The sequence below is a fragment of the Nocardioides segetis genome (assembly GCF_051390595.1).
Lineage (GTDB): Bacteria > Actinomycetota > Actinomycetes > Propionibacteriales > Nocardioidaceae > Nocardioides.
The window spans coordinates 37,223-61,666 of sequence record NZ_JBNINR010000005.1 but is presented as its reverse complement, the minus strand read 5'-3'; the positions used below and the strand labels follow the sequence as shown (position 1 = coordinate 61,666).

The window sequence follows — 24,444 nt, the reverse complement described above, 5'->3', positions numbered from 1 at the left end:
TCCCCCTCTGTCGGCGCGTCACTGCACCTTCAGAGTTGCCTGCTCCGCACGGTCCTGGCGCCTGAGAGGTTCCGGGGAGGGATTGCCCCTTCGGCGCAGGCACGGGGCCTGACTCTCCCGTGCGGCATCGAACAGCGACTACAGGCTACCCCACGTTGCGGGCCGCGCGACGAGCGGCGAGCTCGTCACCGGCAACCGGGGCGTGGTGCTCCGCCTCGTTGGCGTGCTCGCTCGGCAGCAGGGCCAGCGTGCCCTCGATCTCGCGCCAGACACCGCCGATGGCGATGCCGAAGACGCCCTGACCGCCTTGCAGGAGGTCGATGACCTCGTCGTTGCTGGTGCACTCGTAGACCGAGGCGCCGTCGCTCATCAAGGTGACCTGGGTCAGGTCGTCGGTGCCGCGCTCGCGCAGGTGGCTGACCGCCGTGCGGATGTTCTGCAGCGAGATGCCGGCGTCGAGCAGGCGCTTGATGATCTTGAGGATCAAGATGTCGCGGAAGCTGTAGAGCCGCTGGGAGCCCGAGCCCTTGGCCCCGCGCACGCTCGGCTCGATCAGGCCGGTGCGGGCCCAGTAGTCGAGCTGACGGTAGGTGATGCCGGCGGCGTTGCACGCGGTCGGGCCGCGGTAGCCGAGGTCGCTGGGCAGCGGGGAGACGTCGTCGGTGAAGAGCAGGCCCTGCTCCTCGGCGGCAGCCGTCGCCGCGGTCGCGTCCTGACCGACCTTCTCGGGCTGCTGCTCGTTCACGGGGCCTCCAGGGGCTGATCACGCTGGGCACGGCGTCGCACCGCTGTCGTGGGCGACTTCTTCAAGGTACGGCGCCGGTGTCGGGCGGGTCAAAGACGTGGGCGGGCGTGTCGCCGAAAACCCTCACCCTGAGGCTGAGAGTCACCCCTCGGAGCCGAAGTCCTCCGGCGACACGTGGTCGAGGAACTCGCGGAACGCCTCGACCTCGTCCTCCTCCTCGGCCGGCGCCGCGAGGCCGGCCTCGGCGAGCACGTCGTCGGCGCAGTAGATCGTGGTGCCCGTGCGCAGCGCGAGGGCGATGGAGTCGGAGGGGCGCGCGCTCACCTCGACGCCGGAGGCGAAGACGAGGGTCGCGTAGAAGACGCCGTCGCGGACGTCGGTGATCCGCACCTCGCTCAACTCGTTGCCGGTCGCGGTGAGCACGTCGCGCATCAGGTCGTGGGTCAGCGGCCGCGGCGGCACGACCCCCTGCTGGGCGAACGCGATCGCGGTGGCCTCGACGGCACCGATCCAGATCGGCAGGTAGCGCTCACCGCCGACCTCCCGCAGCAGCACGATCGGCTGGTTGGACGGCATCTCCACCCGGACACCCATCACGTCGACCTCGCGCATGCGTCCAGCCTACTGCGTGGCCGATCGGCGGATCAGATGCGTCGCAGGCCGGCCTTGACCAGGGTCGCGTGCAGGCGCACCGACAGGGCGGCGATCTCGCTGACCGCCTCCTCCGCGCGGGCGCTCGCCGCCGCGTCACGGCCCTTGCGGGGCGCGACGACCTGCTCGATCAGCCCGACCTCGCGGTCGGCCGCGGCGCGGAACCCGCGCAGGTGGCGGGGCTCGATGCCGTAGTCGGCCAGCTCGCGCGCGGTCTGGGCGATCACCAGGGCGTCGGTGTCGTAGTGGCCCGTCGGCGACGGGGTGATCAGCGCGAACGACTCGAGCTGCCCGAGGAGGTCCTCGTCGATCTCGGCCACCTTGACCAGCTCCTTGCGCGAGAGCCGCAACCGGTCGGTACGGCGGAACGACTCCGGCGCGGGCAGCCCGTCGGCGCCCAGGGCCACAGTGGGCACCGTGGGCACCACCGGCTCCGGCTCGGGCGGCGCCAGGCCGCGGTCGATGGCGTCGAGGTGCTCCCCGATGACCTTGAGCGGCAGGTAGTGGTCGCGCTGCATCCGCAGGACGTAGCGCAGCCGCTCGATGTCGGCCTCGGAGAACTTCCGGTAGCCGGCCGGCGTGCGCTCCGGCTTCACCAGGCCCTCGGCCTCGAGGAACCGGATCTTCGGGATGCTGATGTCCTCGAACTCGACGCGCAGCCGGTCGAGCACCTGGCCGATGTTGAGCCGCGGCTCCTGCGGCCGAGCGACGGCAGCAGTCATCAGGCGCTTTCGTGGCCGGCGAAGAAGACCAGGCGGTACTTCCCGACCTGGACCTCGTCGCTGTCCTTGAGCTGGACCTTCTCGATGCGGTCGCGGTTGACGTAGGTGCCGTTGAGGCTGCCGGCGTCCTCGACGGTGAAGGTGTCGCCGTCGCGGCGGAAGACCGCGTGCCGACGCGAGACCGTGACGTCGTCGAGGAAGATCCCGCTCTCCGGGTGCCGCCCGGCGCTGACCTCGTCGGCGTCGAGCAGGAAGCGACTGCCCGACCCGGGTCCCTTCTGGACCACGAGCAGCGCGTGGCCGACCGGCAGGGCGTCGACGGCGGCGGCGTCGACCGGGCTCAGCGCCCGGTCGGAGGTCTCGACCCGCTCGCCGCCACCGAACTGGATCGTGGCGGTGGCGTCGGTCACCGGGGGCGCCGGCTCGGGCGCGACCAGGCGGTTCCCGCACTGCGAGCAGAAGCGGGCGTCATCGGGGTTCTGCCGACCACAGGCGGTGCAGAACGGCATCAGGAGCTCCTCACGGTGGGTCTGTCTCGAACCTACCGGATCAGGTGTCGAGCTGGGCCTCATATGCGGCGGCGTCGAGCAGGCCGTCGAGCTCCTGGGACTCGGCGGGGACGATCTCGAAGAGCCAGCCGGCGCCGTAGGGGTCGGTGTTGACCAGCTCGGGCGTGGCGTCGAGGGCCTCGTTGACGGCGACGACCTCGCCGGTGACGGGCGCGTAGACGTCGCTGACGGACTTGGTCGACTCCAGCTCGCCGCACGCGTCGCCCGCGGCGACGCCGGCGCCCACCTCCGGGAGCGAGACGTAGACGATGTCGCCGAGCGCGTCCTGGGCGTAGTCGGTGATCCCGACCCGCACCGATCCGGCGACCCCGCCGGGCTGGCGCAGCCACTCGTGCTCGGCGGTGTACTTCAGGTCCGCGGGGTTCGTCATGGCCCGAAGGCTACTGCCCCTGGTCCGGGACCGCATACGAAGGCCGGTCGCGGTCGACGACCGCCTCGATGTCGATCGTGCGCCGTTCCTCGACCTCGACCGTGGCGCCGTCGTCCTCGAGCTGCTTGCGCGGTCCGAGGGAGAAGTTGATCGCTCCCGCGAGCACGCTCGGCTCGCCGATCGCCTCGATGACGAAGGGACCCTCGACCCGCTCCCCGTCGATCTCGAAGCCGCCGTCGGTCTCCGCGAAGGACGTCTGCGCCACCACCCGGACCTTGCCGTTGACCGCGATCGCCTCCGCGCCGACCGTGCGCAGCTCCTGGATCGTGTCGAGCAGCGACGCCAGCCGCACCCGGCCGTCCTCTTCGGTGATCCGCACCCGCAGCCCCGGCCCCGTGACGGGCACCAGCCCGGCCAGGATGTTGAGGCTGTCGACCTCGTCGTCGGCCTGGTCGATCGCGGTCTGCCGCTTGGTCGAGTCGTCGCGCAGCCCGCCCGCGACCTCCTCGAGGCGGTCGATCTCGGCCTCCGTGCGCTGCCGGGTCCCCGCCAGGCCGTCCAGCAGGTCGATCAGCTCCTGCTCACGCAGGCCGGTGTAGTCGTCGTCGACGCCGGTCAGCCGGACCTGGGTGACCGCGCCGAAGCCGAGCAGGGCCAGCAGCACGGCGGCGACCAGCTGGCGGCGCGACGGGCGCAGCAGCGCCGCCCGCAGACGCTCGGTCGGCGTGGCCGGCGCCTCGGCCCCGGGGTCAGGCGTGGAAGACATGTCGACGGATCGCGGCCACGTTGGTGAAGATGCGGATCCCGAGCACGACGATGACGCCGGTCGACAGCTGGCCGCCGACGCCGAGCCGGTCGCCGAGATAGACGATGCCGGCGGCGATCACGACGTTGCTCAGGAAGGACACGACGAACACCTTGTCGTCGAAGATGCCGTCGAGGTAGGCGCGCAGCGCCCCGAACACGGCGTCCAGCGCGGCGACGACCGCGATCGGGAGGTAGGGCTCCACCGAGCGGGGCACGTCCGGTTGGAAGACGAAGCCGAGGACGACGCCCACCACGAGCCCGAGCACCGCGATCACGGCATCTCACCTCCACGCATCTTCGATCGGTCCTGGTCGTGCACCGCCGACCGTAGCTGGCGCAGCCCACCGGGCGCGGCAGGCAGGTGCAGGTCGTCGACCTCGTCCATCCGCTGCTCGAACCCGTACTGCTGGACCAGGGACGAGAAGCGCTGGCCGGCCTGGGACTCGACGAAGTACGAGCGGAGGGTCCGCGGATCGCCGATCGCCAGCACGGTCAGCGGCGGGGCGACACCGACCCCGTTGACCTCGATCGCCTCCCCGACGTTGGTGATCCCGCCACGGGCGTTGAGGCGCTGGCCGTTGACCGAGATGGCCTCGGCGCCCGCGTCCCACAGGCCCGCGACGAGCATGGTGAGGTCGGAGTCGCGCAGTCGCTCGTTCGCGCCGGCGTACGACGGGTTGTCGAGGGTGACCCGCACGCCCGGCCCGGTCACCGGCTCGAAGCCGGTCAGCGCGCCGACGCGCGAGAGGCGGGCCCGCGCGTCGGAGAGCCGGCCGCCGAGCGTGCGCACCGTGTCCTCCGCGGCGGCGTTGGAGGCGCGGAGCGCGGCCAGCTCCTCCTGGAGCCCGCGGACCGTGGCGCGGCGTGACTCGACCCGCTCGATCAGGCTCGCCCGGCTCGCGTCGTCGACGTCGGCGTTCTGCGACGTCTGCACGGCGGCGACGGTGACCAGCATCGCGAACAGGCCCACGACCAGCACGACGGACGCGCGGTAGCCGCGCCGGGGCCCCCGGTCGTCCGCGGTGGCGGCGCGGGCCGCCGCGACCTGGTAGTCGCGGTCGACCGCCTCCTGGGTGATCAGGGCGAGCAGCGGCGTCCGCGCCCGGTCGAGGGTCTCAGGCATGGGCCCGCCGCTCCGTCGTGGCGAGGAGCTTGCGGACCTGCCAGGCGTAAAGGACGCCGGCCCACCAGTACAGGCCGATCCCCCACAGCGCGAACGCCCAGCCGAAGACCTGGGCCAGGGTCGCGACGGTGCCGTCGCCGTCGCCGAGGAGCAGGAGGGGGAACGCGTAGAGCAGGTTGAAGGTGGCGGCCTTGCCGAGGAAGTGGACCGGCAGCGCGCTGTAGCCGCGGGTCCGCAGCAGCGGCACCAGCCCCCACAGCAGCAGGTCGCGCAACGGCAGGCACAGCGCCACCCACCACGGGATGATGTCGCGCATCGCCAGGCCGACCACGACCGCCAGGATGTAGAGCCGGTCGGCGATCGGGTCGAGCAGCTGGCCGAGCTCGGAGGTCTGGTCGAGGCGGCGCGCCAGCCAGCCGTCGAGGAAGTCCGTGACGCCCGAGAGCATGAGGACGACGAGGGCCAGGACGTCGGCCTCGGGGCCGAGCACCAGCCACAGGAACAGCGGGACGCCGAGCAGCCGCAGGAAGCTGATCAGGTTGGGCAGCGTCAGCACAGTCACGATGATGACTCCTCGGAGTGGGCCGCGTCGCGGATCTCGCCGACCAGCTCCTCGATGACGTCCTCGAGCGCGGCGACGCCGAGCGTCGTGCCGTCGAGGTCGACGACCCGCGCCATGTGCGCGCCCCGTCGCTGGAGGACCTCGAGCGCGTCGTGCAGCAGCGCGTCCTGGGTCACCGTCGCGAACGGGCGGATCCAGCGGTCGGCCACCGGGCGCTCGCGACGCTCCTCGACCGGCTCGAGGACGTCCTTGATGTGGAGATAGCCGAGCAGGTCGGCGTCCGCGTCCGCCGAGACGACGGGGAACCGGCTGAAGCCGGTGGCCGCGCACAGCGCCTCGACCTCGGCTCCGGTGGAGCCGCGCACGACCGTCGCCAGCGTGTCCGGGCGCATCATCACCTCGCCGACCGTCTTCTCGGTGAACCCCAGCGCGAACGACAGCCGGTCGTACTCCCCCGCGGCCAGCAGCCCCTCGCCGTGCGACTCCTCGACGAGGGCGGCGACCTCCTCGCGGGTGTAGGTGCTGCCGACCTCGTCCTTCGGCTCGATCCGGAGCAGGCGCAGGATGCCGTTGGCGATCGCGTTGATGCCGGCGATGACCGGGCGCAGCACGGTGACGATGCCGAGCATGGGCGGACCGAGGATCAGCGCCGCCCGGTCCGGACCCGCGATGGCGATGTTCTTGGGCACCATCTCGCCGAGCACGACGTGGAGGAAGACCACGACCGTCATCGCGATCACGAAGGCGACCGGGTGCAGCCAGTCGTCGGGTACGCCGAACTCGTGGAAGAGCGGCTCGATGAGGTGCGCGAGCGCCGGCTCGCCGACGGCACCGAGTCCGAGCGAGCAGATGGTGATGCCGAGCTGCGCGCCGGCCATCATCTCCGACACGCGCTCCATCGCGGCGAGCGTGATCCGAGCCATCCGGGACCCGGCCTGGGCGCGGGGCTCGATCTGACTGCGCCGCGCGGAGATGAGCGCGAACTCCGCGCCGACGAAGAAGGCGTTGGCGGCCAGCAGGACCACCGCGAGCAGGACTCCGCCGAGGTCACCCATCGGCGCCGACCTCCTCGACCCGCATCGAGATCCGGTCGACCCGCCGTCCGTCCATGTGGTCGACGGTGAGGATCGCGCGGCGCGGCTGCTCGTCGTCGTCCTCCCCCGTCACCGGCAGGGGTACGACGACGCTGTCCCCGCTCTGCGGGATGCGTCCCAGCAGCTTGAGCACGAGTCCGGCGACGGTGTCGTAGTCCTCGCTCTCGGGCAGCTCCACCTCGGTGAGGTCCTCGACCTCGTCGGGACGCAGCAGGCCGGAGAGCGACCAGGTGCCGTCGCGGCGCAGCCGGCCGCGGTGGCCGAGCCGGTCGTGCTCGTCGGCGATGTCTCCCACGATCTCCTCGATGACGTCCTCGAGCGTCACGATCCCCGCGTGGTCGCCGTACTCGTCCAGGACTATCGCCATCTGGAAGCCGTCGGCGCGCAGCAGCGCGAGCAGCGGGTCGAGGCGCAGCGAGTCCGGCACCAGGATCGGCTTGGCCATGAGGTGCTTCACCTTGGTCGTGGCGCGCTCGTGGAGCGGCAGCGCGACGGCGTTCTTGACGTGGACGGTGCCGACCACGGCGTCCGTGTCGTCGAGGACCGGGAAGCGCGAGTTGCCGGACTCCCGGGCCAGCGCGATGACGGCGCTGGCCCGGTCGTTGGCGTCGAGCGAGCGGGTGCGCACGCGGGGCGTCATGATCTCGCCGGCGGTGCGCGTGCCGAACTCGACGGAGCGCTCCATCAGCTCGGCGGTCTCGGCGTCGAGTGTGCCCTCGTCGGCGGAGTGCTGGATGAGCGAGGCGAGCTCGGTGGAGCTGCGCGCGGAGCGGAGCTCCTCCTGGGGCTCGACGCCCAGGCGGCGCACGATGGCGTTGGCGCTGCCGTTGAGGACCCGGATCGGGCCCCGGCACACCGCGGTGAACGTCCGCATCGGGCGTTGGGTCAGCCGGGCGGTCGCGAGCGGCAGCGCGATGGCGACGTTCTTGGGCACCAGCTCGCCGATGAGCATGGTCAGCAGCGTGCTCAGCGTCAGGCCCAGCGCGACGCCGACCGGGCGGACGGCGCCGTCGGCCACGCCCAGCTGCGCGAGGGGATCGCGCAGCAGCTCGGCGATCGCGGGCTCGGCGAGGAAGCCGATGGCGAGATTGGTGATGGTGATGCCCACCTGGGCACCCGAGAGCTGCGTCGACAGCGACCGGAGCGCCTTCTGCACGCCGACGGCAGCGACGTCGCCCTCGGCGGCGGCTCGGTCGACCTGGCCGCGGTCGACGGTGACGAAGGCGAACTCGGCCGCGACGAACAGGCCGCACGCGAGCACCAGGAGGATGGCGAGCCCCAGCAGTAGCCAGGCGGTCATCGGGTTCTGCGGCTCCTGCCCACGGTTCGGTACCAGTCGTTCAGCTCGGGACCCACCACCCTACCCGGGGGCGGCCCGGCTCGCGCGCGCCCAGCGCCCCCCGGCGTCGAGATGGCGGAGCAGCTTGGCGGGCACGCCCCCGACGACGGCATGGTCGGGGACCTCGCCGCGGACCACCGAGCCCGCCGCGACCACGACGTTGCGGCCGATGGTGGTGCCCGGCAGGATCATCGCGCCGTGGCCGATCCACGAGCCGGCACCGACGCGCACCGGTCGGTGGGCGCCGAACTGCCGGCCGATCGGGACGTCGGGATCCTCGTAGCCGTGGCTGGCGTCGGACACGAAGACGTCCTGCCCGAACCACACGTCGTCGTCGATCTCGATCGACTCGTGCGCCGTGATGCAGACCCGGGCGCCGAGGACGCAGCGCTCGCCGATGACGAGCCCTCGCGTCGGGAGCACGCGCTGGGTGGGTCCGTAGCCCACGGAGAGGGTGGCGTACTTGCCGATCAGGGTGTCCCGGCCGACGTGGATCGCGGAGGCGTTGACGACCGCCGAGAGCGGGAAGGCGAGACACGCCCCCGGGCCGAAGGTCCCGAACTCGTCGGCGAGCGCGGTGCCCGGCGCGACGTCTCCCATGTGCTCGGCCCACCGCCACGCGGAGTGGACGGATCGATTCAGGAGGCGGCGCAGCGGACGCCGGAGAGCGAGCACCGGGCGAGGCTATCCGACCGGGAGGGCGATCTGTCGGAGCGACCTGACAGGCTGGGGCCCATGCCCGACACCCGTGAGGTCTACGCCGCGGAGGACCTGTTCGCCGGCTGGCTGGACGAGGCGTCGCGCGCGCCGGGCGAGGCGCTGCGGATCCAGGTCGGGCCGGCGCTGGAGACCTTCGAGCCCGAGACCGAGCCCCGGTTCACCGACCCCGCCCACGTCCAGTCCTTCGTCGACAGGGTCCTGGGCCACCTGCGCGCCACCGGCAGCAGGTACGACGACGGCGACGGTCGGGACCTGGCGGCGGTGCCGCTGGCGGTCCGTGCCCGGCGCGGCCACACCCGCGCGCACTACGAGTTCGACGAGCTGCCGGCGCGGGGCGTGATCGCGATCCCGCCGCGGGAGGTCGGGGGCGCATGGTCGCTGCGGGCGGCCGTCGTGCTGCACGAGGTCGCCCATCACCTGGCGGGGGCCGAGGGCCACGGCGCGGCGTTCCGCACGACCTTCCTGCGCCTGCTCGAGGACATCGGCCAGCCGGTGCAGGCCGACCTGCTGCACACCGCCTACCGGCTGCACGGCCTCGACACCGGCGTCGACGGCGAGGACCGGACCCTGCTGCGGATCGGGCGCCTGCTGCGCCAGGCCGAGCGCACCGCCAACGCCGCCGAGCGCGAGGCGTTCTTCGCCAAGGCGCAGTCGCTGGCCACCCGCCACCAGATCGCGCTCGCCGTGGCCCGGGCAAGCGCCGGTGCCGAGGAGCGGCGCGAGGAGCCGGCCTGGGAGACGGTGCTCATCGGCGAGTCGGGGAAGCGGTCGCTGGCCCGCTACGTGCGACTGATGCTGGAGATCGCCCGGGCCAACGACGTCCGCGTGGCCATCTACACCAGCAACACCCGGGTGACGCTCTACGGCTTCCCCTCCGACCTCGCCGTGGTGCAGGCGCTCTACGCCACGCTGGTGACACAGATGGTCGCCGACGGCGACGCCCATCTGCGCTCGGGGGCCCACAAGGCCGACCAGCGCGAGGTGTGGAACGCCCGGCGTCGGCGCTGGGAGCTCAAGCCGGTGCACGGCTCGACCGCCCGGGCCGCCTTCTACGAGGCCTGGGCCGACCACATCGGCGAACGCCTGGCCGCCGCCCGCGCCGAGGCCCGGGCCACCGCGATCGCCGCCGATCCCCCGGTGCCCGAGGGCCCGACGTCGACCGAGCTCGCCCTGCGGGCGCGGGAGGTCGAGGTCGTCGACTACTTCGCCCGGATGCAGCGCGACCACGGCATCCGCGGCACGTGGAAGGGCGCCGCCCACGCGGGCCATGCCGCTCCCGGCTCCCGCGAGGCCGGCACCCGGGCCGCAGCCCGCGCCCGGTTGGGCACCGAGCGAGCCATCGGCTCCGGCTAGGGCGTGTCTGCCACGTCAGCGCCGTCGCGAGCGGCGTTTCCGGCCGATCTGGCAAGGCGGGGACGCGACGGCCTGCTGGATCGCACGACGAGCGGCCCCAACGCCGCCAGATCGAGTCGGAAACGACGCGTAGCAGGCGGGGACGTGGGAGACGCGCCCTAGCTGCTCGGCGGGTCGACGAAGATGTCGTACTCCAGCTCACCCGTGCCGCCGTACGACGACAGGTCCGTGATCCCGGCCTCGCGGAGCACGTCCACGTCGAGGACCGCGTTGCCCGTGAAGTCGCGCGAGGGGCGGGTCAGCACCTCGACGGCCGCGTCGGCCATGATCTCCGGCGTCCGTGCCCTGCCCATCGCCTCGTCGCCTCCGAGCAGGTTCTGCACCGCGGCGGTGGCGATCAGGGTCTCCGGCCACAGGCAGTTCGCGGCGACACCGGCCTCGGCGTACTCCGCCGCCCAGCCGAGGGTCAGCAACGACATGCCGTACTTCGCCACGGTGTACGCCGGGTGCTTGCCCAGCCACGTGGGCGACAGGTTGAGCGGCGGGCTGAGCGAGAGGACGTGCGGGTTGGTGCCCTCGCGCAGGTACGGCAGGCAGGCCCGGGTCAGCAGGTAGGTGCCGCGCAGCTGGATCTGGGTCATCAGGTCGAACCGCTTGACCGGCAGCGCCTCGGTGCCGTCGAGGGCGATCGCCGAGGCGTTGTTGACGCAGATGTCGATGCCGCCGAAGCGCTCGACGGCGCGGGCGACGGCGTGCTCGACCGACGTCTCGTCGCGGACGTCGCCGACCACGGCCAGTGCCTGACCGCCCGCCTCCTCGATCTCGGCGGCGGCCGTGTGCACGGTGCCGGGCAGGCGGGGGTCCGGCACGTCGGTCTTGGCCAGGAGCACCACGTTGGCGCCCTCGCGCGCCGCCGCCAGCCCGATCGCCAGCCCGATCCCCCGGCTGCCGCCGGACATCATCAGGGTCCGTCCCGCAAGTCGTTTCTCCGTCATGACCGCACCGTTACACAACAACGACAGTCGCGCCAAGAGTGTTAGACACAGATCACAACAACCTCCCGACAGCCGCCTGAGGTCTGTAACATCACCGGTGCCATGGCCGACCTCAAGCCCGTCACCACCCGCTCCGCGCTGCTCACCCTCCTGCTGGGCGCGGAGGTCCCCCGGCTGACCACGCGCGAGCTGGTCGCGGCGGCGTCGGCGGTGGGCTTCGCGGAGCCGACCGTGCGGGTCGCGCTGTCGCGGATGACCGCGGCCGGGGACGTCGTCCGCGACGACGACGGCGGCTACCGGCTGTCCGAGCGGCTCGCGGCTCGCCAGCGGCGGCAGGAGGAGGCGACGCATCCCTCGCTCCGTGCCTGGGACGGTTCGTGGGAGCTGGTCGCCGTGACGACCGCGGGGCGCACCGCGAGCGAACGGGCCGAGCTGCGCGCCGAGCTCACGACGCTCCGGCTCGCGGAGCTCCGCGAAGGCGTCTGGACGCGGCCGGCCAACCTGCACCTGGACTGGCCGAGCAGCGTCGAGGACGTCTGCGAGCGGTTCACCGGCGCCGCCCCCGAGGCCGACCCCGCCGCGCTCGCCGCGCGGCTGTGGGACCTCCCGACGTGGGCGGCGACCGCCCGTCGCCTGCTGGCCGCCGCCGAGACCGAGGACCCGGTGCTCCGCTTCACCGCCTGCGCGACCTCGGGCCGCCACCTGCTGACCGACCCGGTCCTGCCCGCCGCCCTGCTCCCCGCGGACTGGCCCGGCGACGCCCTGCGCGCCTCGCACGTGGCCTACCGGCAGTGGGTCGTGGACATGCGGCGCAGCCTCACCGAGGCGTAGGGCGCGTCTCGCGGCTCAGTCCGCGGCCGGCGCCGGCTCGCTGCGGAACCGGTTGGGCCGCCCCGCGATCCCCAGGGCGCGCCAGATCCGCCGCGAGACGGGGTTCATCAGACCGGTCTCCTCCGCCAGCATCCGCACGTCGCCGAACATGTCGCGCAGGAACTTCCGCGACTCCGGGCTCCGCCACCACACCTCGCGCACGACCTCGCGGGGGATGCCCATGTCGCGCACCGCCTTCGGACCGGGCACGACGATCGCGTCGCACAGCACGCGCATCAGCACGGGTGTGAGGATCGAGGCGAACGCCCGCTGGACGCCGTTGAGCGCCGGCGCCCGGTGCTCGAGGAACTGGTGCGCGAAGCCGATGTGCCGCGCCTCCTCGGCGACGTGGATCTGGCTGATCCGCTCCAGCAGCGGGTGCATGGGCGCCCCGGAGCGGAGCATCACCTTCTGGACGTAGTCGATCGGCTCCTCGCCCCCGAGCACGCCCACGAAGAAGATGAAGGGGAGGTGCTTGGCCGCGAGCGGGAGGAAGGGTCCGAGAGCCCGGAAGAGGCTGTGCGCCCCGGGGACGTCGAGGCCGGTCCGGTTGACGAACTCCTGGAACATCTGGGTGTGGTGGCACTCCTCGGTCGCCTCGTGCGTGGAGTAGCGGAACTCGGCGCGCCCGTTGGGCAGGTCGAGGCAGTACATCATCAGGCCGGCGATGAGCACCTGCTCGAACTGCAGCCCGACCTTGACGACATTGGTCTGCCGGTAGAACCCGACCTCGATCTGCCGGTCCACCGGCAGGGAGCGGTACCACTCCGTGCGCCCGAGCGGGTCGACGTCCGGGAGGATCCAGCGCGGGTCCGACGGGTCGATCGCGTACGCCGGGTCGTCCCACGCGATGTCGACGAACGCGTCGAAGTGGTGCTCGACCGACGCCTCGGACAGGGTCCGCAGCTGGTCCTGGTAGTCCGTCTGGTGCACACCGATGCCCATCCCTACATGCTACCGCTGGTAACACCTACCGCAAGGGTCATCCGGTCGGGTCGTCGCCCACCTTGACCAGCAGCTTGCCGAAGTTGCGACCGGCGAGGAGGCCCCGGAAGGCCTCCGGCACCCTCTCGAGTCCCTCGACCACGTCCTCGCGGTAGCGCACGTGGCCGGCGCGCACCCACCCCGCCATGTCGCGACGGAACGGCTCGCTCAACGTCGCCTCGAACTCGCTCTGGATGAACCCGCGCACGGTGAGGCTCAGGGTCAGGACCCGGCTCATGAAGGCCGGCAGGCGATCCGGGCCCGCGGGCGCCTCGGTCGCGTTGTAGTTCGCGACCAGCCCGCAGACCGGGATCCGGGCGTAGGTGTTGAGGCGGCGGACGACCTCGTCGGCCACCGGGCCGCCGACGTTCTCGAAGTACACGTCGATGCCGTCCGGGGTCGCGGCGGCGAGATCGTCACGGAAGGTCGGCGAGCGGTGGTCGAGAGCGACGTCGAAGCCGAACTCCTCGGTGAGCGCGCGCACCTTCTGCGCCCCGCCCGCGATGCCGACGGCACGCGCGCCCTTGAGCTGAGCGATCTGCCCGACCGCCGAGCCGACCGGGCCGGTCGCCGCGGCCACCACGACCGTCTCCCCCGGCTGCGGGCGACCGATCTCCAGCAGTCCGGCATACGCCGTGAAGCCCGGCATGCCCAGCACGCCCAGCGCGGTCGACACCGGCGCCTCGGCCGGGTCGAGCGCGCGGGTGTGCCGGGCGTCGGCGACGGCATGGGTCTGCCAGCCGGTGTAGGCGAGCACCAGGTCCCCCACCGCACGCCTCTCGGAGCGGGTCTCGACGACCTCGCACACGGTCTGGCCGACCATCACCCCGCCCACCGGCACCGGCTCGGCGTACGACCTCGCGGCGCTCATCCGGCCGCGCATGTAGGGATCGAGGGAGAGGTAGACGGTGCGGAGCAGCACCTGTCCGTCCGCGAGCTCGGGAAGGTCCTCGGTGACGAACGCGAAGTCACTGTCGGCCGGCTCACCGACCGGCCGGGCGGCGAGGCGGATCTGGGTGGTCTGCACGGATCGAACCTAGCGGTGCGTCTCGGGAATGGCTCACGCGCCGAAGAACGCGCGGGTCTCCTCGTCCGCCGGCAGGAACGTCTCCAGGGCCAGGCCCTCCAGGGCTGCGTCGGTCGCGGTGGTCAACTGCGCGGCGGTGCTGAACATCCGGAGCAGGTGGCCCTCGTGGTGCAGCTCCAGCGTCAGCACCGGACCGACGGTCACCGGGTCCAGCCTCGGCACACCGCCGGCGAGGTCCGCGATCTCGGCGACCAGCGCGTGATGACGCGGGTCGTGGGTCCGCTCGGCCCGCGCCGCGGCGCGGTGGTAGAGGTGCCCGGCCCACACGTCGAGGTTGCCGATCCGATCGGCCAGCCCGTCCGTGCGCAGACACAGGCGGACGACGTTGATCGGCGGCTCGAGCAGGTCCGGTGCGCACCCGGCGAGGAAGGGACCGATCGCCGCGTTCGCGTCCACGACGTCCCAGTGGTCGTCGAGCAGGAGCGCGGGATAGGGCAGGTGCGCGTCGAGCAGGCCGCGCAGGCCGTCCATGACCACCGCCAGCGAGCCGTCCTCCAGCGAGTGCTCGGCGTAGCGCGGCGCGTAGCCCGCGGCCAGCAGCAGTCGGTTGCGCTCCTTCAGCGGCACCTCCAGGTTCTCCGCGAGGTGCAGGATCATGTCCGGCGTCGGATGCGCCCGCCCGGTCTCGACCCGGCTCAGGTGCCGGGTCGACACGGTCGACCGGTTCGACAGCTCCTGCTGGCTGAACCGGCGGCGCTCACGCCACGAGCGAAGCAACGGCCCGACCTGCGGGCTCTCCATCACTGCGGTCATGGGGGCCACCCTAGGCAGCCGGGGACCGCCCGCCATGACCTCACAGGTCATGGTCCCGCCTCCGGGGGCCCGACCGGCCTCAGGCCCGCGCAGCCGAGGCGGCGGCCAGCTCGATCTGGAACGCGCGCGCCGAGCGCTGCATGCGCAGCAGCAGCGTGGCCGAGGGCGTCACCGCACCCGTGACATAGCTCGACAGGCGCGACGGCGAGGTCCCGATCCGGGCCGCGAACTGCCGCTGGGTGACGCCGCTCAGGGCGATCAGCCGCTGGATCTGCCGCCCCACGACGCGCCGGTCCTGGTCGGCGCGCCACTCACGGCACCAGGCCAGCAGTGTCGCGATGGCGTCGCGGTCGGCCGCGGCGGCTTGGTCGGTGAGCTCGTCGGCCAGCGGCCCCCACGGCTCCGTCGCGAGCATCCCGAGCGCCTCGCGGCCCGCGACCACCGACCCGCCGTGGCTCAACGCGACCAGGGCCGAGCGGACCGAGGTGAGGTCCGTGGGCGCGGCGGCGTCGAGAGCGATGTCGGCGAAGAGGAGCGCCCGGCCGAGCCGGGCCGACGCGTCGGCTCCGAGGAGCCGGTGGACGACGCGGGTCGTCCGCGGGAGGCCGGGATCGGCGTCGACCACCCGGCTCGCCCGGTGCTGGAGCTGGGCCACCCTCTCGACCCCGAGCTGGTCGGCCAGCGCGACCGCCCGGTCGAGGTCGGCCGGGTCGTCGAGGACCGCGAGTGCGACGAAGCTCGCCTGGACCGCGCCGAGCGTGGCCGGCACCCTGCCGCGCTGCCCGTGCTCCCAGCGGCGCCATGCGGCCCAGGCCCTGTCGTCGCGGGCCACGATGTCCGCCTCGCGGAGCCGCAGGCGCTGCAGGGTGTCCTCGAGGAGGCTGGCGGTCGGGAGCGGCTGCACTGCGGCCGGGTTGCTGGTCATCGGTCACCTTCATGGGGAGTTCCAAGAGCCGTCGGCGTGGGCCGACAGTCACTGGACGCCGAGGCACCCACCGTCATGACGCGATTTCTGCGTCGACGACGGAAAATTCCCGACCGGTGATCGTCGGCGGCGGCCGCGCTAGGCCTGGGGCGCGTCTCCCGGGGCGCCGGAGCCGCTCCCGCGCAGGCGCCGGGCGAGGCGGTTGATGCGCAGCATCATCGCCGCCGACGGCGTCACCGTCCCGGTGGCGTACGTCGACAGCCGGGACGACGAGGTGCCCACCAGCGCGGCGAACTCCCGTTGGGTCAGCCCGGTCTCCGCGATCGCGTTGCGGATGTGCGCTGCGATGGCCGAGCGCTCGTCGTCCTCGGCCCATCGGCGGACCGTCTGGCTGACCGCCCGCAGGCTCCTCGTCTCGGCGACGTGGACGGCAGGATCCAGCAGAGCCAGGTGGTCCTCGGCGGAGCCGGACCAGGGCGCGGCCCGGTTGGCCGCCACCAGCGCCCGCCACTCCAGTGCTCCGCCGGTGCGGAAGACCGTCAGCAGATCCTCGAGGGTGAGGATGACCGGCGGCTCGGCCGCGGCCGAGCCGACACTCAGCAGCCGGATGGCCGCCTCCCCGCACGCCGCGACCAGGTCGGGGCGCTCGGCGAGGTCGACACCGGCGATGTCGTCCGCGGGCAGCCCCCAGGCGTGCCGGCCGAGGGCCCGGGCCAGCCTGGTGGTGAGCGGGCGGGTCGGGCCGTCCACCACCTGCAGGCCCCGCTCCTGCCACTCGGCGACCTCGCGGCCGCCGAAATCGCGGACCAGGCGGGCGAGGAGCTCGAGGTCGGACAGGTCGCCGAAGCGGGCGACCGCCAGCGCGTTCGCGAGGACCGCGCGCGCGAAGGGCGCCCGTGCCCCGTCGAGCCGGCCGACCGCCCGAGACCAGGTCTCGGTCAGCTCGGCGTCACCCTCCGCCCGTCGTTCGAACGACGCGACGATCCCCCACATGTCGTGCCCCCTCGTACCGGCGGACCCCCACGCCGCGCGAGACGAGATTGCCCGCACCGGTCGGTGAACCGGCGCATTTCTCGCGGCGCGATATCGGATCTGACATCGGCACGGCCGGACCGACGGTGCTGCCGCCGCTGCCGCGGCGCGCGCAGCTCTGCCCGGAGGACACGACACTAAGATGTCCCGACCATGTCGTACCGGATGCAGCTGGTTGCTCTCGCCGTCCTCGTCAGTGGGATCTGCATCCCGGCCCTCGCGGGCAGCTCCCGGCTCTCGGGACCGATCATCGTGAGTCTCAGCGCCGACCACGGCGTCCACCTCGACGATCTCCTCGTGGTCGCGGCGTGGGCCGCCTGCGTGGGCTGGTGCCTGCGTCAGTGGCGGCGCAGCCGCTGAGCCTCGCGCGCCAGGGCCGGGTCGGCCACGAGGGTGGCCACCGCGGTCGCGACCAGGAACGCCGCTCCCGCCGCGAGCACGGCGGGCAGCAAGGGGGGGATGACCGAGCAGCAGGTCGCGGCCGCCGCGCAGCCGACGACGAGGCCGAGCAGCCCGCGCACCGGCACGACGGGGCCGATCCGGTGCTGCACGACGACCAGCAGCACCGCGGCCTGGAGTGCGAACGAGAGGATGGTCGCCACCGCGGCGCCCATCAGGCCCCACCACGGGATGAGCACCAGGTTGAGGGCGACATTGGCCACCAGCGCGAGCACGCTCGCGAACAGCACCATCGGGTCGGGACGCAGCGCGAGCAGGAGCGAGGCGCACTGGTGCCCGATCCCGAAGAGCGCCGGGGCCAGCGCGAGCGCGACGAGCAGACCCGGGTCGGCGTACTCGGCCCCGAGGAGGGCGGTGACGACGTCGTCACCGCGCAGCGCCATCAGCACGCCGTAGGGAAGGTAGACCGCCAGCATCGCCAGCATCGAGAGCTGGCCCCACCGCCGGACGTGGTCGAGGTCGTCGGGCCGGCTCGCCATGACCGGCACCACAGCGCGCGACAGGGTCCAGGTCACGAAGGTGACCGTCTCGAAGATCCGGTAGTTGGCGGAGTAGACGCCGACCGCGGTGGTGCCGAGCAGGACGCCGACCAGGGCGGTGTCGATGCGGAACAGGCCCATCGACGCGAAGGCGTTGAGGCCCATCACGGGCACCGCCTCGAGGAGGAGGCGGATCTCGGGCCGGCTGCCGCGGAGCTGGAGTCGCACCCCGGCCCGACGGGCCGCGAGGTGCATCGCGATGACGCCGCCGATGGTGCCGCCGACGTACGCCAGGGCGGCCAGGTCGGCGCGCGGGGCGAGCGCCAGCGCGCCACCGACCAGGACGAGGGTGAGGAAGCGCTGGACGACCAGGACCACGGCGGAGCGGTGCTGCTGCTGACGGGCGCCGCAGCAGGCGCGCGCCGCGTCGGTGAACGTGTCGAGCAGGCAGGCGACGACCACCAGACCCACCGTGACGGCCTCGGAGGGCGACATCGTGAGCAGGAGCACCGCGAAGGTGACCACGCCGATGGCCGCGCTGAGCACGGCCCGGATCGCCACGAGCGCGCCGTAGCAGCGGTCGAGCAGGTCGGGCCGCGCACTGCCGAGCTGGATCAGCCGGGCGTCGAGTCCCGACGAGGACAGGACCGCGAGCAGCAGGCCGACCCCGAAGCCGAGCGAGAGCACGCCGAACTCGGCCAGCCCGAGCACCCGAGCGAGCAGCAGGAACATCACGAACGTGGCGACCTTGCCGATCAGCTCGGACGCGGCGAGGACGGCGACCGTGCTGCCGGTGCGGCGCAGGGTGTCCTGGGGAGGGGCGATCGTGGTCGTCACCGCCGGGCGATCCTCCGCAGGGCGCCGTCCGGCAGGGCGGCCTTCACCCGGGCACGGGCCGCCCGCTCCCATCGGTCCAGCCGCTCCACACTCGCGCCCGAGGTCGCCAGGACACCCACGCGGTGCTCCTCGTGGTTGCCGAACTTGCCGTCGGTGCGCCCGCGGAGCCAGTCGAAGGTCGTCACGGTCGGGTCCGCGGCGGCACGAGCGGTGGCGGCGAGGTCGCAGACGACGGCGCCGCGGTAGTGCTCGAGCCCGTCGGCGACCCGGCCGTCGAAGACCCGGTGCACGCCGGACTCCGCCACGACCATGCCGTAGCCGGCCACGAGGCCGTCGACGAGCAGGAGGTCGAGGGTGAGGCTGCCGGTGGCGCACAGGTCGCGCACGAAGCTCTCGTGGAAGGCGCGCACCCCGGGATCGTCGAGGTGACTGCGCCGGCCGCACGCGTGGTCCCGCTGCCGGCGTACGTCGATCACGACAGGCAGCCAGCGCTCGAGCTGCGCGGGGTCGCGGACCACGAGCTGCTCGGCCCGACGCCCGTCGGCGGCGATCCGGTTCAGGGCGTTGTTGGCCTTGCGTCGCCGGTTGCGGCTGACGGCGTACGTCGTGCCGATGCCACGGATCTGCGGGATCGGCGGGCCGGGCACCACCCGCGCCCGCGGGAGCCGAGCCACGAGTGCGGGGAGCACGAGGTCGTCCGCGGCCAGCTGCGCCAGCTCGAGGGACCAGACGGCGTGCTCCCGCTCCACCCAGTCGGCGAGTGCGGCGGCGAGCGCCGTCGCGGCCGCGGGGTGCTCGTAGTGGAGCTGCCCGTAGTCGTTGAGCTCGCCGCCGAGCAGCTCGATCCGCCAGATCCCGCGCCGCCGGGAGCGGCTCAGCGCGACCGCACCGGCCACTGCGCCGTCCTCCTCGCCGTGGGCGGCGACCGTGATCACGACCGGCTCCCCGGGCAGATGGCGGGCCGCGGCGGCCAGCCAGGACGCGGTGGTGCAGTAGGCCGTGCTGCGGGCGTCGAGATAGTCGGCGAGCTCGTGCACCCGGGCCAGTGCCGCGGCACCGGTCGCGACCCGCGTGGTCCAGGTCGGCAGGTCGGTCTGCAGTTCGCTCACGAGTCTCCCCCGTCGCAGGGCCGGCTCCGCCGGGCGCGCCCCGATGGCGCTGCCTCCCTCAGGTGCGCGCTCACGGGCGTTCTGATCCACGGGAGCGACGCAGTGCCGTGGACCACTCCTTGGCCTGGCGCCAGCGCCTGCGGTTGTGGGCCCGCTGCTCGAGATCACGGTCGTCGTCGACGGCCGTGAGCTGCGAGGCGTAGGTGCGCAGCGCGAGCCAGGGGAACTGCCGGCCGATCAGGTCGTGCTCGTCGGCCGGCGCCGAGCGGAGCAGCAGCTCCCAGCCCTCGTGGGCCAGCTCGTCGTCGCGGACGTTGACCAGCAGCTGCAGGAAGTCGCGGTGGACCGGTCCGGGCGTGAGGAACTCCCAGTCGATCACGGCGACCCCGGCGCCCTCGTGCAGGCGGAGCACGTTGCTGCGGTGGAAGTCGTTGTGGATCATCGCGGTGCAGGGCACCCGCTGACCGGTGGCCCGGGTGGCGACGTACTCGCGCGGGCTGACGCCCCCGGCCAGCAGTCGCGCGGCGTTGCCGAGGGCCGCGGACCGCGGCGCCCGCCACGCGTCGGCCACCGGCGCGAGCGGGGGACGAGGGGCGCGCTGGATCCGTTGCGCGACCTCGAGCGCAGCCTCCAGGTAGCCCCGGCTGACTCCGGGTCGGTCCTCGAGCCGACGGCTGACCAGCCAGGCGCCGTGGCGCCCGGCGGCGACCGTCTCCGCAGTCGGGATGCCGTGCTCCGCAGCCCACAGCCGCCCCTCGACCTCCCGCAGGATCCGCGCGCGGTCTCCGGGCCCGGTCGCCTCGTCGACGACGAGCGACGGGTCGGCCCGCAGCTCGTCGAGCAGCCTCCGGGTCATCGGTCGACCGCCGCGAGGTCGGGCAGCACCTCGGCCCGGCGCGACGACCACGCCAGCGCGTCGCGGATCCCCGCGGCCAGGTCGAGCTCGGCCTTCCAGTCGAGCAGCTCGGCCGCCCGCTCGCAGCGGGCGTAGCCGCCCACCGCGTCCCCGTCTCGACGCGGAGCGGCCACCACCCGCACGGGGCGGTGCGCCACCGCGGCGAAGGTGTCGACCAGCTCCCGGACACTCGTGCCACGGCCGGTGCCGAGGTTGATCACCTGGTGCCGTCGGCCGTCGAGTGCGCGGTCGAAGCCCTCGATCGCGGCGACATGGGCCCGCGCGAGGTCCCACACGTGCACGTAGTCCCGGATGCCGGTGCCGTCGGGAGTCGGGTAGTCGACCCCGGTCAGCTCGAACGGCTCGCCTCGGCGGCTGCACTCGACCAGGCGCCCCAGGGCGTGCTGGGGCACCGGCTGATGCGGACCGGTCCGCAGTGCCGGGTCGGCGCCCACCGGGTTGAAGTACCGCAGCGCGAGGGTGCGCAGACCGCTCACCGCGCTGACATCGGCGAGGATGGTCTCCATCATCGCCTTGGTGCGGGCGTACGGGCTGCTCGGTGCCAGCGGCGCCGACTCGTCGAGCCCGAGCCCGGCTCCGGGCGCGTAGACCGAGGCGGAGCTGCTGAACACCAGGTCCGTGACGCCCCCGTCGGCGAGCGCGGCCACCATCTCGAGGGTGCCGACCACATTGGTGCGGTAGTAGCCGACCGGGTCGGCGACCGACTCGGGGACGACGACCCGGGCCGCGCAGTGCACGACCGAGCGGAGGTCGGGGTGGGCGTCCAGGATCCGCTGGACCAGTGCGCGGTCGCCGATGTCGCCGCGGTGGAACGGCAGGTCGCGCACGAACTCCGCCCGGCCCGACGACAGGTCGTCGAGGACGACCGGTCGGTGCCCGGCGTCGAGCAGCGCGGAGACCACCGTGCTCCCGATGTACCCGGCGCCACCGGTGACCAGGACCTCCATCGCTCAGCACCTCCCCTTGCCGCCGTGGGGCACGCCGTCGGGGATGGAGTGCGCGATCACCCGGTCGAGGCGCACGCCGGCGGGCACGGGGCGGTAGAGCTCGAGCCGGATCCGCCGGCGCACGCCGGGCTCGTAGCACCAGTACCGGCCCGAGATGACCTGGGCGACGCGGCCGTCGGCGTCGACCAGGATCGCCTGCGCGGCGACATAGTCGCCGACCGGGCCGGACGCGCGGAGCGTCGCCGTCACGACGGTGTTGTCGGCGGTGCGGTGCAGCCTGCCCTTGCGGGCCACGACCTTCGCCTCCTCCGGACGCACCGGCCGGAAGTCGGTCGAGACGTAGTCGACCGACACGTCGGTGATCTCCGCGGCAGTGGGGTCGATCGGAGCGTAGACCGCGAACTCCTCACCGGGCGGGAGTCCGAACACGGTGCAGCACACGTCGTTCTCGGGCCCGGCGGTCGACACGACCTGCCGTCCCGCGGCGTTGCGACCGATGATCCGCACCCGCGCCTCGTCGAGCATCCGGTCCGTGTCGTTGCGCAGCACCACGGCCAGCTGGCGCCCCTCCCTCCCCCAGGACACCACCTCGGGGCCGACCCCGGCCGTGCCGGCGGTCGCGCCGCCGTCGGTCGGCGTGACCGGCGTGGTGGTGGTCGGCGGCGCGGAGGGGTCGCGGTCGGATCCCCCACCGCCGGCGATCAGGCCCGACATCAGCAGCGGTCCGGTGACCAGGCTGATGGCGAGGCAGCCGGCGCCGACGTAGAGCAGCCGCCGGCTCTGGTTGCGGGTGAGATTCATCGTGACACTCCCGTCGTCGTGGGGATCCGGACCGAGCTTCCGGTCATGGCGGCATGGAGGGCGCGATAGCGCGCGATCATCGGCTCGGCGCCGAAGCGCCGGTCGAAGAGGGCGATGCCCTCGGCGGCCAGGCGGGCCCGGAGGTGCGGGTCGGCCAGCACGGCGCGCACGCCGGCGGCGAGGCCGGCAGCGGAGCCGGCCGGTACGACGTGGACGGCGGGGCCGAACTGGTCGGCGATGCCCGGGACGTCGGAGGCCACGACGGGAAGGCCGGCACCGAGCGCCTCGAGCACCGAGATGGGCAGTCCCTCCCAGTCGGTGGCCAGGGTGAGCAGGTCGCTGGCGGCCATCAGGCGAGGCATGTCGGAGCGCTCCCCCAGCATCCGCACCCGGTCCGCCAGGCCGTGGCGCGCGACCGCGGCGGAGATGCGTGCGCGGTTGGGTCCGGCGCCGGCGAGCAGGAGCAGGGGCGGGCGCTCGAGGGCGGCCCAGGCCTCGACCAGCAGGTCGTGGCGCTTCTGGTCGACCAGTCGGGCCGGGCACAGCGCCACGACCTCGTCGGGAGCGATCTCGAGCTCGGCCCGTGCTCGCGACCGTGGGTAGGACGGCAGCCGGTCGACCCCGTTGGGGACCACGGTGACGCGGTCGGCCGGGAAGCCGAGGCCGGTGAGCTGCTCATGCAGGTGCGGTGAGACGACGACCACGTGGTCGGCGGCGCGGCACAGGATCCGCACGGCCGCGCCGAGCTCGTGGTCGGCGACGCCGTGGAGGGTGACCAGGAGCGGCGTCCGGCGGCCGAAGGCCAGGCGGCACAGCAGTGCCGCCTTCGGGTTGTGGGCGTGGACGAGGTCCGGCGCCGGGAGCCGACGCAGCCGGGCGACGGCGCGCGCCAGGTCCCACGGACGGCGACCGACGGTGGGGAGCGCGAGGTGGCCGATGCCGGCGGCGCGGACCTCGGAGACCCGGAACCCCGGGGCGCTGGCGACCCGGACGGCGTGGCCGTCGGCGGCCGCGGCGCGGGCCAGGGTGAGCGCGACCACCTCCGCGCCTCCGGCGCCGAGCTCGGGAATGACGGTCAGGATCCTCATCCGGCCACCCGCTCGTAGACCTCGACCAGCGCGCGGGTGGTGCGGTCGATCGCGTAGTGCGCGCGGACCCGCTCGCGCGCGCTGTCGCCGAGCCGGCGGCGAAGGGCCGCGTCGCCCGCCAGCTCGGCGAGGGCGCGGGCCAGGCCGCCGACGTCACCCGCGTCGACGAGGAGCCCGTCGCGGCGGTCGCGGACCAGCTCCGGGACGCCGCCGACCCGGGTCGCGAGGACGGGAAGGCCGAGGGCCATGGCCTGCAGCAGCGCCATCGGGCAGGCCTCCGCGGCGGAGGGCAGGGCCAGCAGGTCGGCGGCGCGCAGCGCGTCCGCCGGGTCGTCGCGGAAGCCCGCGAAGCGCGCCCGGTCGGGATGCCCCGAGGCCGCGACGAGGGCCTCCAGCCGGATCCGCTCGGGACCGTCGCCGATCAGGTGCAGCCGCACGCCGGGCACCCGGTCGACGGCCGTCACGAGGTCGGGCAGCCGCTTCACCGGCTGCATCAGGCCGAGCCAGGCGACCTCGACCGTCGCCGCCTCCGTCGGCCGGGGTGCGGGCCGGTCCAGCCAGTCCCGGCCCACCCCGTTGGGAACGGCGTGCACGCGGTCACCGGGGACCCCGACGTAGTCGCGGGCGTAGGCGGCCAGCGCGCGACAGGGCGTGACCACCGCGGAGCGGGGCGCGCGCGCGAGCAGACCCTCGAGACGCAGGTAGCGCAACCGGTCGCGTCGTCGGGACCGGGCGATCGGCAGGTTGCCGGGCACCAGGTCCGCGAGCTGGTCGGGAACACCGTGCAGCGTGTAGACCGACGGCACCGACCGCGGGCCGGCGAGCGCCCGGCCGACCAGGCCGGCGCGGCGGTCCTGGAGGTGGACGACGTCGGGGGCGACCGCGGCGAGGAGTCGGCCCACCGCCCGCGCACCGCGCAGATCGGTGGCCCGGGCGACGGCCGCGACATGGACCGTGACGCCCTGCGTCGCGGCCGGGGCCAGATGGGGGCCGGGTGGGCTCACCAGGTGGCTGTCGTGCCCCTGACGGGCCAGCTCGACCGCCAGCTCCGTCGCGTGGTCGACCGGACCGCCCCGGCTCTGGGTGATCAGTTGGAGGACGCGCATG

28 protein-coding genes and 1 riboswitch are annotated in these 24,444 nt (G+C 73.6%); of the genes, 3 read left to right on the top strand and 25 right to left on the bottom strand.

From position 1 onward, the window contains the following. Positions 1 to 39: 39 nt before the first annotated feature. Positions 40 to 130, bottom strand: a riboswitch (glycine riboswitch). 15 nt (positions 131 to 145) lie between these two features. The 12 genes from ACPZVR_RS10880 to ACPZVR_RS10825 form a co-directional block, all read right to left on the bottom strand. Beyond that, positions 146 to 745, bottom strand: coding sequence for a MerR family transcriptional regulator (locus ACPZVR_RS10880; protein WP_436699602.1), 600 nt, complete (start codon positions 743 to 745; stop codon positions 146 to 148). Between the two features lie 141 nt (positions 746 to 886). Then, on the bottom strand, positions 887 to 1,357 hold the full coding sequence (locus ACPZVR_RS10875) for a bifunctional nuclease family protein (protein WP_308089912.1): 471 nt from the start codon (positions 1,355 to 1,357) through the stop codon (positions 887 to 889). A gap of 32 nt (positions 1,358 to 1,389) precedes the next feature. Next, positions 1,390 to 2,118: a transcriptional regulator FtsR gene (ftsR, locus tag ACPZVR_RS10870; RefSeq protein ID WP_436699601.1), complete on the bottom strand. Its 729-nt coding sequence runs from the start codon at positions 2,116 to 2,118 to the stop codon at positions 1,390 to 1,392. Next, the gene (locus tag ACPZVR_RS10865) at positions 2,118 to 2,627 is read right to left on the bottom strand and encodes an FHA domain-containing protein (RefSeq protein ID WP_436699600.1); all 510 of its coding nucleotides are present in this window, start codon (positions 2,625 to 2,627) and stop codon (positions 2,118 to 2,120) included. The genes ftsR and ACPZVR_RS10865 overlap by 1 nt, the downstream gene beginning before the upstream one ends. 40 nt (positions 2,628 to 2,667) lie before the next feature. Next, positions 2,668 to 3,057, bottom strand: a complete 390-nt coding sequence (gcvH, locus tag ACPZVR_RS10860) for a glycine cleavage system protein GcvH (RefSeq protein ID WP_436699599.1) — start codon at positions 3,055 to 3,057, stop codon at positions 2,668 to 2,670. Between the two features lie 10 nt (positions 3,058 to 3,067). Then, complete coding sequence (locus tag ACPZVR_RS10855; RefSeq protein ID WP_436699598.1) at positions 3,068 to 3,823, bottom strand: DUF881 domain-containing protein; 756 nt, start codon at positions 3,821 to 3,823, stop codon at positions 3,068 to 3,070. Beyond that, positions 3,807 to 4,139: a small basic family protein gene (locus ACPZVR_RS10850; RefSeq protein ID WP_282399605.1), complete on the bottom strand. Its 333-nt coding sequence runs from the start codon at positions 4,137 to 4,139 to the stop codon at positions 3,807 to 3,809. Before ACPZVR_RS10850 ends, ACPZVR_RS10855 begins: the two co-directional genes overlap by 17 nt. Continuing rightward, positions 4,136 to 4,987 carry a DUF881 domain-containing protein gene (locus ACPZVR_RS10845; protein ID WP_436699597.1) on the bottom strand — a complete coding sequence of 284 codons (852 nt, stop codon included), beginning with the start codon at positions 4,985 to 4,987 and terminating at the stop codon, positions 4,136 to 4,138. Before ACPZVR_RS10845 ends, ACPZVR_RS10850 begins: the two co-directional genes overlap by 4 nt. Next, positions 4,980 to 5,549, bottom strand: a complete 570-nt coding sequence (clsA, locus tag ACPZVR_RS10840) for a cardiolipin synthase ClsA (RefSeq protein ID WP_436699596.1) — start codon at positions 5,547 to 5,549, stop codon at positions 4,980 to 4,982. Before clsA ends, ACPZVR_RS10845 begins: the two co-directional genes overlap by 8 nt. Next, entirely contained in the window at positions 5,546 to 6,604 is a 1,059-nt protein-coding gene (locus tag ACPZVR_RS10835; protein ID WP_436699595.1) for a hemolysin family protein, read from the bottom strand. The genes clsA and ACPZVR_RS10835 overlap by 4 nt, the downstream gene beginning before the upstream one ends. Next, positions 6,597 to 7,943: a hemolysin family protein gene (locus tag ACPZVR_RS10830; protein ID WP_436699594.1), complete on the bottom strand. Its 1,347-nt coding sequence runs from the start codon at positions 7,941 to 7,943 to the stop codon at positions 6,597 to 6,599. Before ACPZVR_RS10830 ends, ACPZVR_RS10835 begins: the two co-directional genes overlap by 8 nt. 60 nt (positions 7,944 to 8,003) lie before the next feature. Next, positions 8,004 to 8,657, bottom strand: a complete 654-nt coding sequence (locus ACPZVR_RS10825; protein ID WP_436699593.1) for an acyltransferase — start codon at positions 8,655 to 8,657, stop codon at positions 8,004 to 8,006. A gap of 60 nt (positions 8,658 to 8,717) precedes the next feature. On the opposite strand from ACPZVR_RS10825, the gene ACPZVR_RS10820 reads away from it, so the two are divergent. Further along, complete coding sequence (locus ACPZVR_RS10820) at positions 8,718 to 10,055, top strand: DUF7168 domain-containing protein (RefSeq protein ID WP_436699592.1); 1,338 nt, start codon at positions 8,718 to 8,720, stop codon at positions 10,053 to 10,055. 158 nt (positions 10,056 to 10,213) lie between these two features. Here ACPZVR_RS10820 and ACPZVR_RS10815 read toward each other — a convergent pair whose 3' ends face one another. Further along, entirely contained in the window at positions 10,214 to 11,050 is an 837-nt protein-coding gene (locus ACPZVR_RS10815; protein ID WP_436699591.1) for an SDR family oxidoreductase, read from the bottom strand. Positions 11,051 to 11,152: 102 nt separating this feature from the next. Here ACPZVR_RS10815 and ACPZVR_RS10810 point away from each other — a divergent pair, with 102 nt between their 5' ends. Further along, positions 11,153 to 11,881, top strand: coding sequence for a PaaX family transcriptional regulator C-terminal domain-containing protein (locus ACPZVR_RS10810; RefSeq protein ID WP_436699590.1), 729 nt, complete (start codon positions 11,153 to 11,155; stop codon positions 11,879 to 11,881). Positions 11,882 to 11,896: 15 nt separating this feature from the next. Here ACPZVR_RS10810 and ACPZVR_RS10805 read toward each other — a convergent pair whose 3' ends face one another. The 5 genes from ACPZVR_RS10805 to ACPZVR_RS10785 all read right to left on the bottom strand — a co-directional run bounded on the left by ACPZVR_RS10805 (position 11,897) and on the right by ACPZVR_RS10785 (position 16,662). Then, the gene (locus tag ACPZVR_RS10805; protein WP_436699589.1) at positions 11,897 to 12,865 is read right to left on the bottom strand and encodes an AurF N-oxygenase family protein; all 969 of its coding nucleotides are present in this window, start codon (positions 12,863 to 12,865) and stop codon (positions 11,897 to 11,899) included. A 37-nt stretch (positions 12,866 to 12,902) separates the two neighbouring features. After that, complete coding sequence (gene curA / locus ACPZVR_RS10800) at positions 12,903 to 13,931, bottom strand: NADPH-dependent curcumin/dihydrocurcumin reductase (RefSeq protein WP_436699588.1); 1,029 nt, start codon at positions 13,929 to 13,931, stop codon at positions 12,903 to 12,905. 33 nt (positions 13,932 to 13,964) lie between these two features. Continuing rightward, complete coding sequence (locus ACPZVR_RS10795) at positions 13,965 to 14,744, bottom strand: helix-turn-helix domain-containing protein (RefSeq protein ID WP_436699587.1); 780 nt, start codon at positions 14,742 to 14,744, stop codon at positions 13,965 to 13,967. 79 nt (positions 14,745 to 14,823) lie between these two features. After that, positions 14,824 to 15,669 (bottom strand): helix-turn-helix domain-containing protein, encoded by an 846-nt coding sequence (locus ACPZVR_RS10790; RefSeq protein ID WP_436699586.1) that lies wholly within the window; start codon positions 15,667 to 15,669, stop codon positions 14,824 to 14,826. Between the two features lie 138 nt (positions 15,670 to 15,807). After that, positions 15,808 to 16,662 (bottom strand): helix-turn-helix domain-containing protein, encoded by an 855-nt coding sequence (locus tag ACPZVR_RS10785; protein WP_436699585.1) that lies wholly within the window; start codon positions 16,660 to 16,662, stop codon positions 15,808 to 15,810. A gap of 192 nt (positions 16,663 to 16,854) precedes the next feature. Here ACPZVR_RS10785 and ACPZVR_RS10780 point away from each other — a divergent pair, with 192 nt between their 5' ends. Beyond that, a complete protein-coding gene (locus tag ACPZVR_RS10780; protein ID WP_436699584.1) occupies positions 16,855 to 17,061 on the top strand; it encodes a hypothetical protein in 207 nt (68 codons plus the stop codon). Here ACPZVR_RS10780 and ACPZVR_RS10775 read toward each other — a convergent pair. The 7 genes from ACPZVR_RS10775 to ACPZVR_RS10745 form a co-directional block, all read right to left on the bottom strand. After that, positions 17,040 to 18,476, bottom strand: coding sequence for an oligosaccharide flippase family protein (locus ACPZVR_RS10775; protein WP_436699583.1), 1,437 nt, complete (start codon positions 18,474 to 18,476; stop codon positions 17,040 to 17,042). The genes ACPZVR_RS10780 and ACPZVR_RS10775 overlap by 22 nt on opposite strands. Continuing rightward, entirely contained in the window at positions 18,473 to 19,585 is a 1,113-nt protein-coding gene (locus ACPZVR_RS10770) for a GNAT family N-acetyltransferase (protein ID WP_436699582.1), read from the bottom strand. The genes ACPZVR_RS10775 and ACPZVR_RS10770 overlap by 4 nt, the downstream gene beginning before the upstream one ends. A gap of 70 nt (positions 19,586 to 19,655) precedes the next feature. Next, positions 19,656 to 20,441: a phosphotransferase gene (locus ACPZVR_RS10765; protein WP_436699581.1), complete on the bottom strand. Its 786-nt coding sequence runs from the start codon at positions 20,439 to 20,441 to the stop codon at positions 19,656 to 19,658. Then, complete coding sequence (galE, locus tag ACPZVR_RS10760; RefSeq protein ID WP_436699580.1) at positions 20,438 to 21,448, bottom strand: UDP-glucose 4-epimerase GalE; 1,011 nt, start codon at positions 21,446 to 21,448, stop codon at positions 20,438 to 20,440. Before galE ends, ACPZVR_RS10765 begins: the two co-directional genes overlap by 4 nt. A 3-nt stretch (positions 21,449 to 21,451) precedes the next feature. Then, positions 21,452 to 22,249, bottom strand: a complete 798-nt coding sequence (locus tag ACPZVR_RS10755) for a hypothetical protein (RefSeq protein ID WP_436699579.1) — start codon at positions 22,247 to 22,249, stop codon at positions 21,452 to 21,454. After that, positions 22,246 to 23,337, bottom strand: coding sequence for a glycosyltransferase family 4 protein (locus tag ACPZVR_RS10750; RefSeq protein WP_436699578.1), 1,092 nt, complete (start codon positions 23,335 to 23,337; stop codon positions 22,246 to 22,248). Before ACPZVR_RS10750 ends, ACPZVR_RS10755 begins: the two co-directional genes overlap by 4 nt. Next, positions 23,334 to 24,443: a glycosyltransferase family 4 protein gene (locus ACPZVR_RS10745; RefSeq protein WP_436699577.1), complete on the bottom strand. Its 1,110-nt coding sequence runs from the start codon at positions 24,441 to 24,443 to the stop codon at positions 23,334 to 23,336. The genes ACPZVR_RS10750 and ACPZVR_RS10745 overlap by 4 nt, the downstream gene beginning before the upstream one ends. Between the last annotated feature and the right edge of the window lies 1 nt (position 24,444).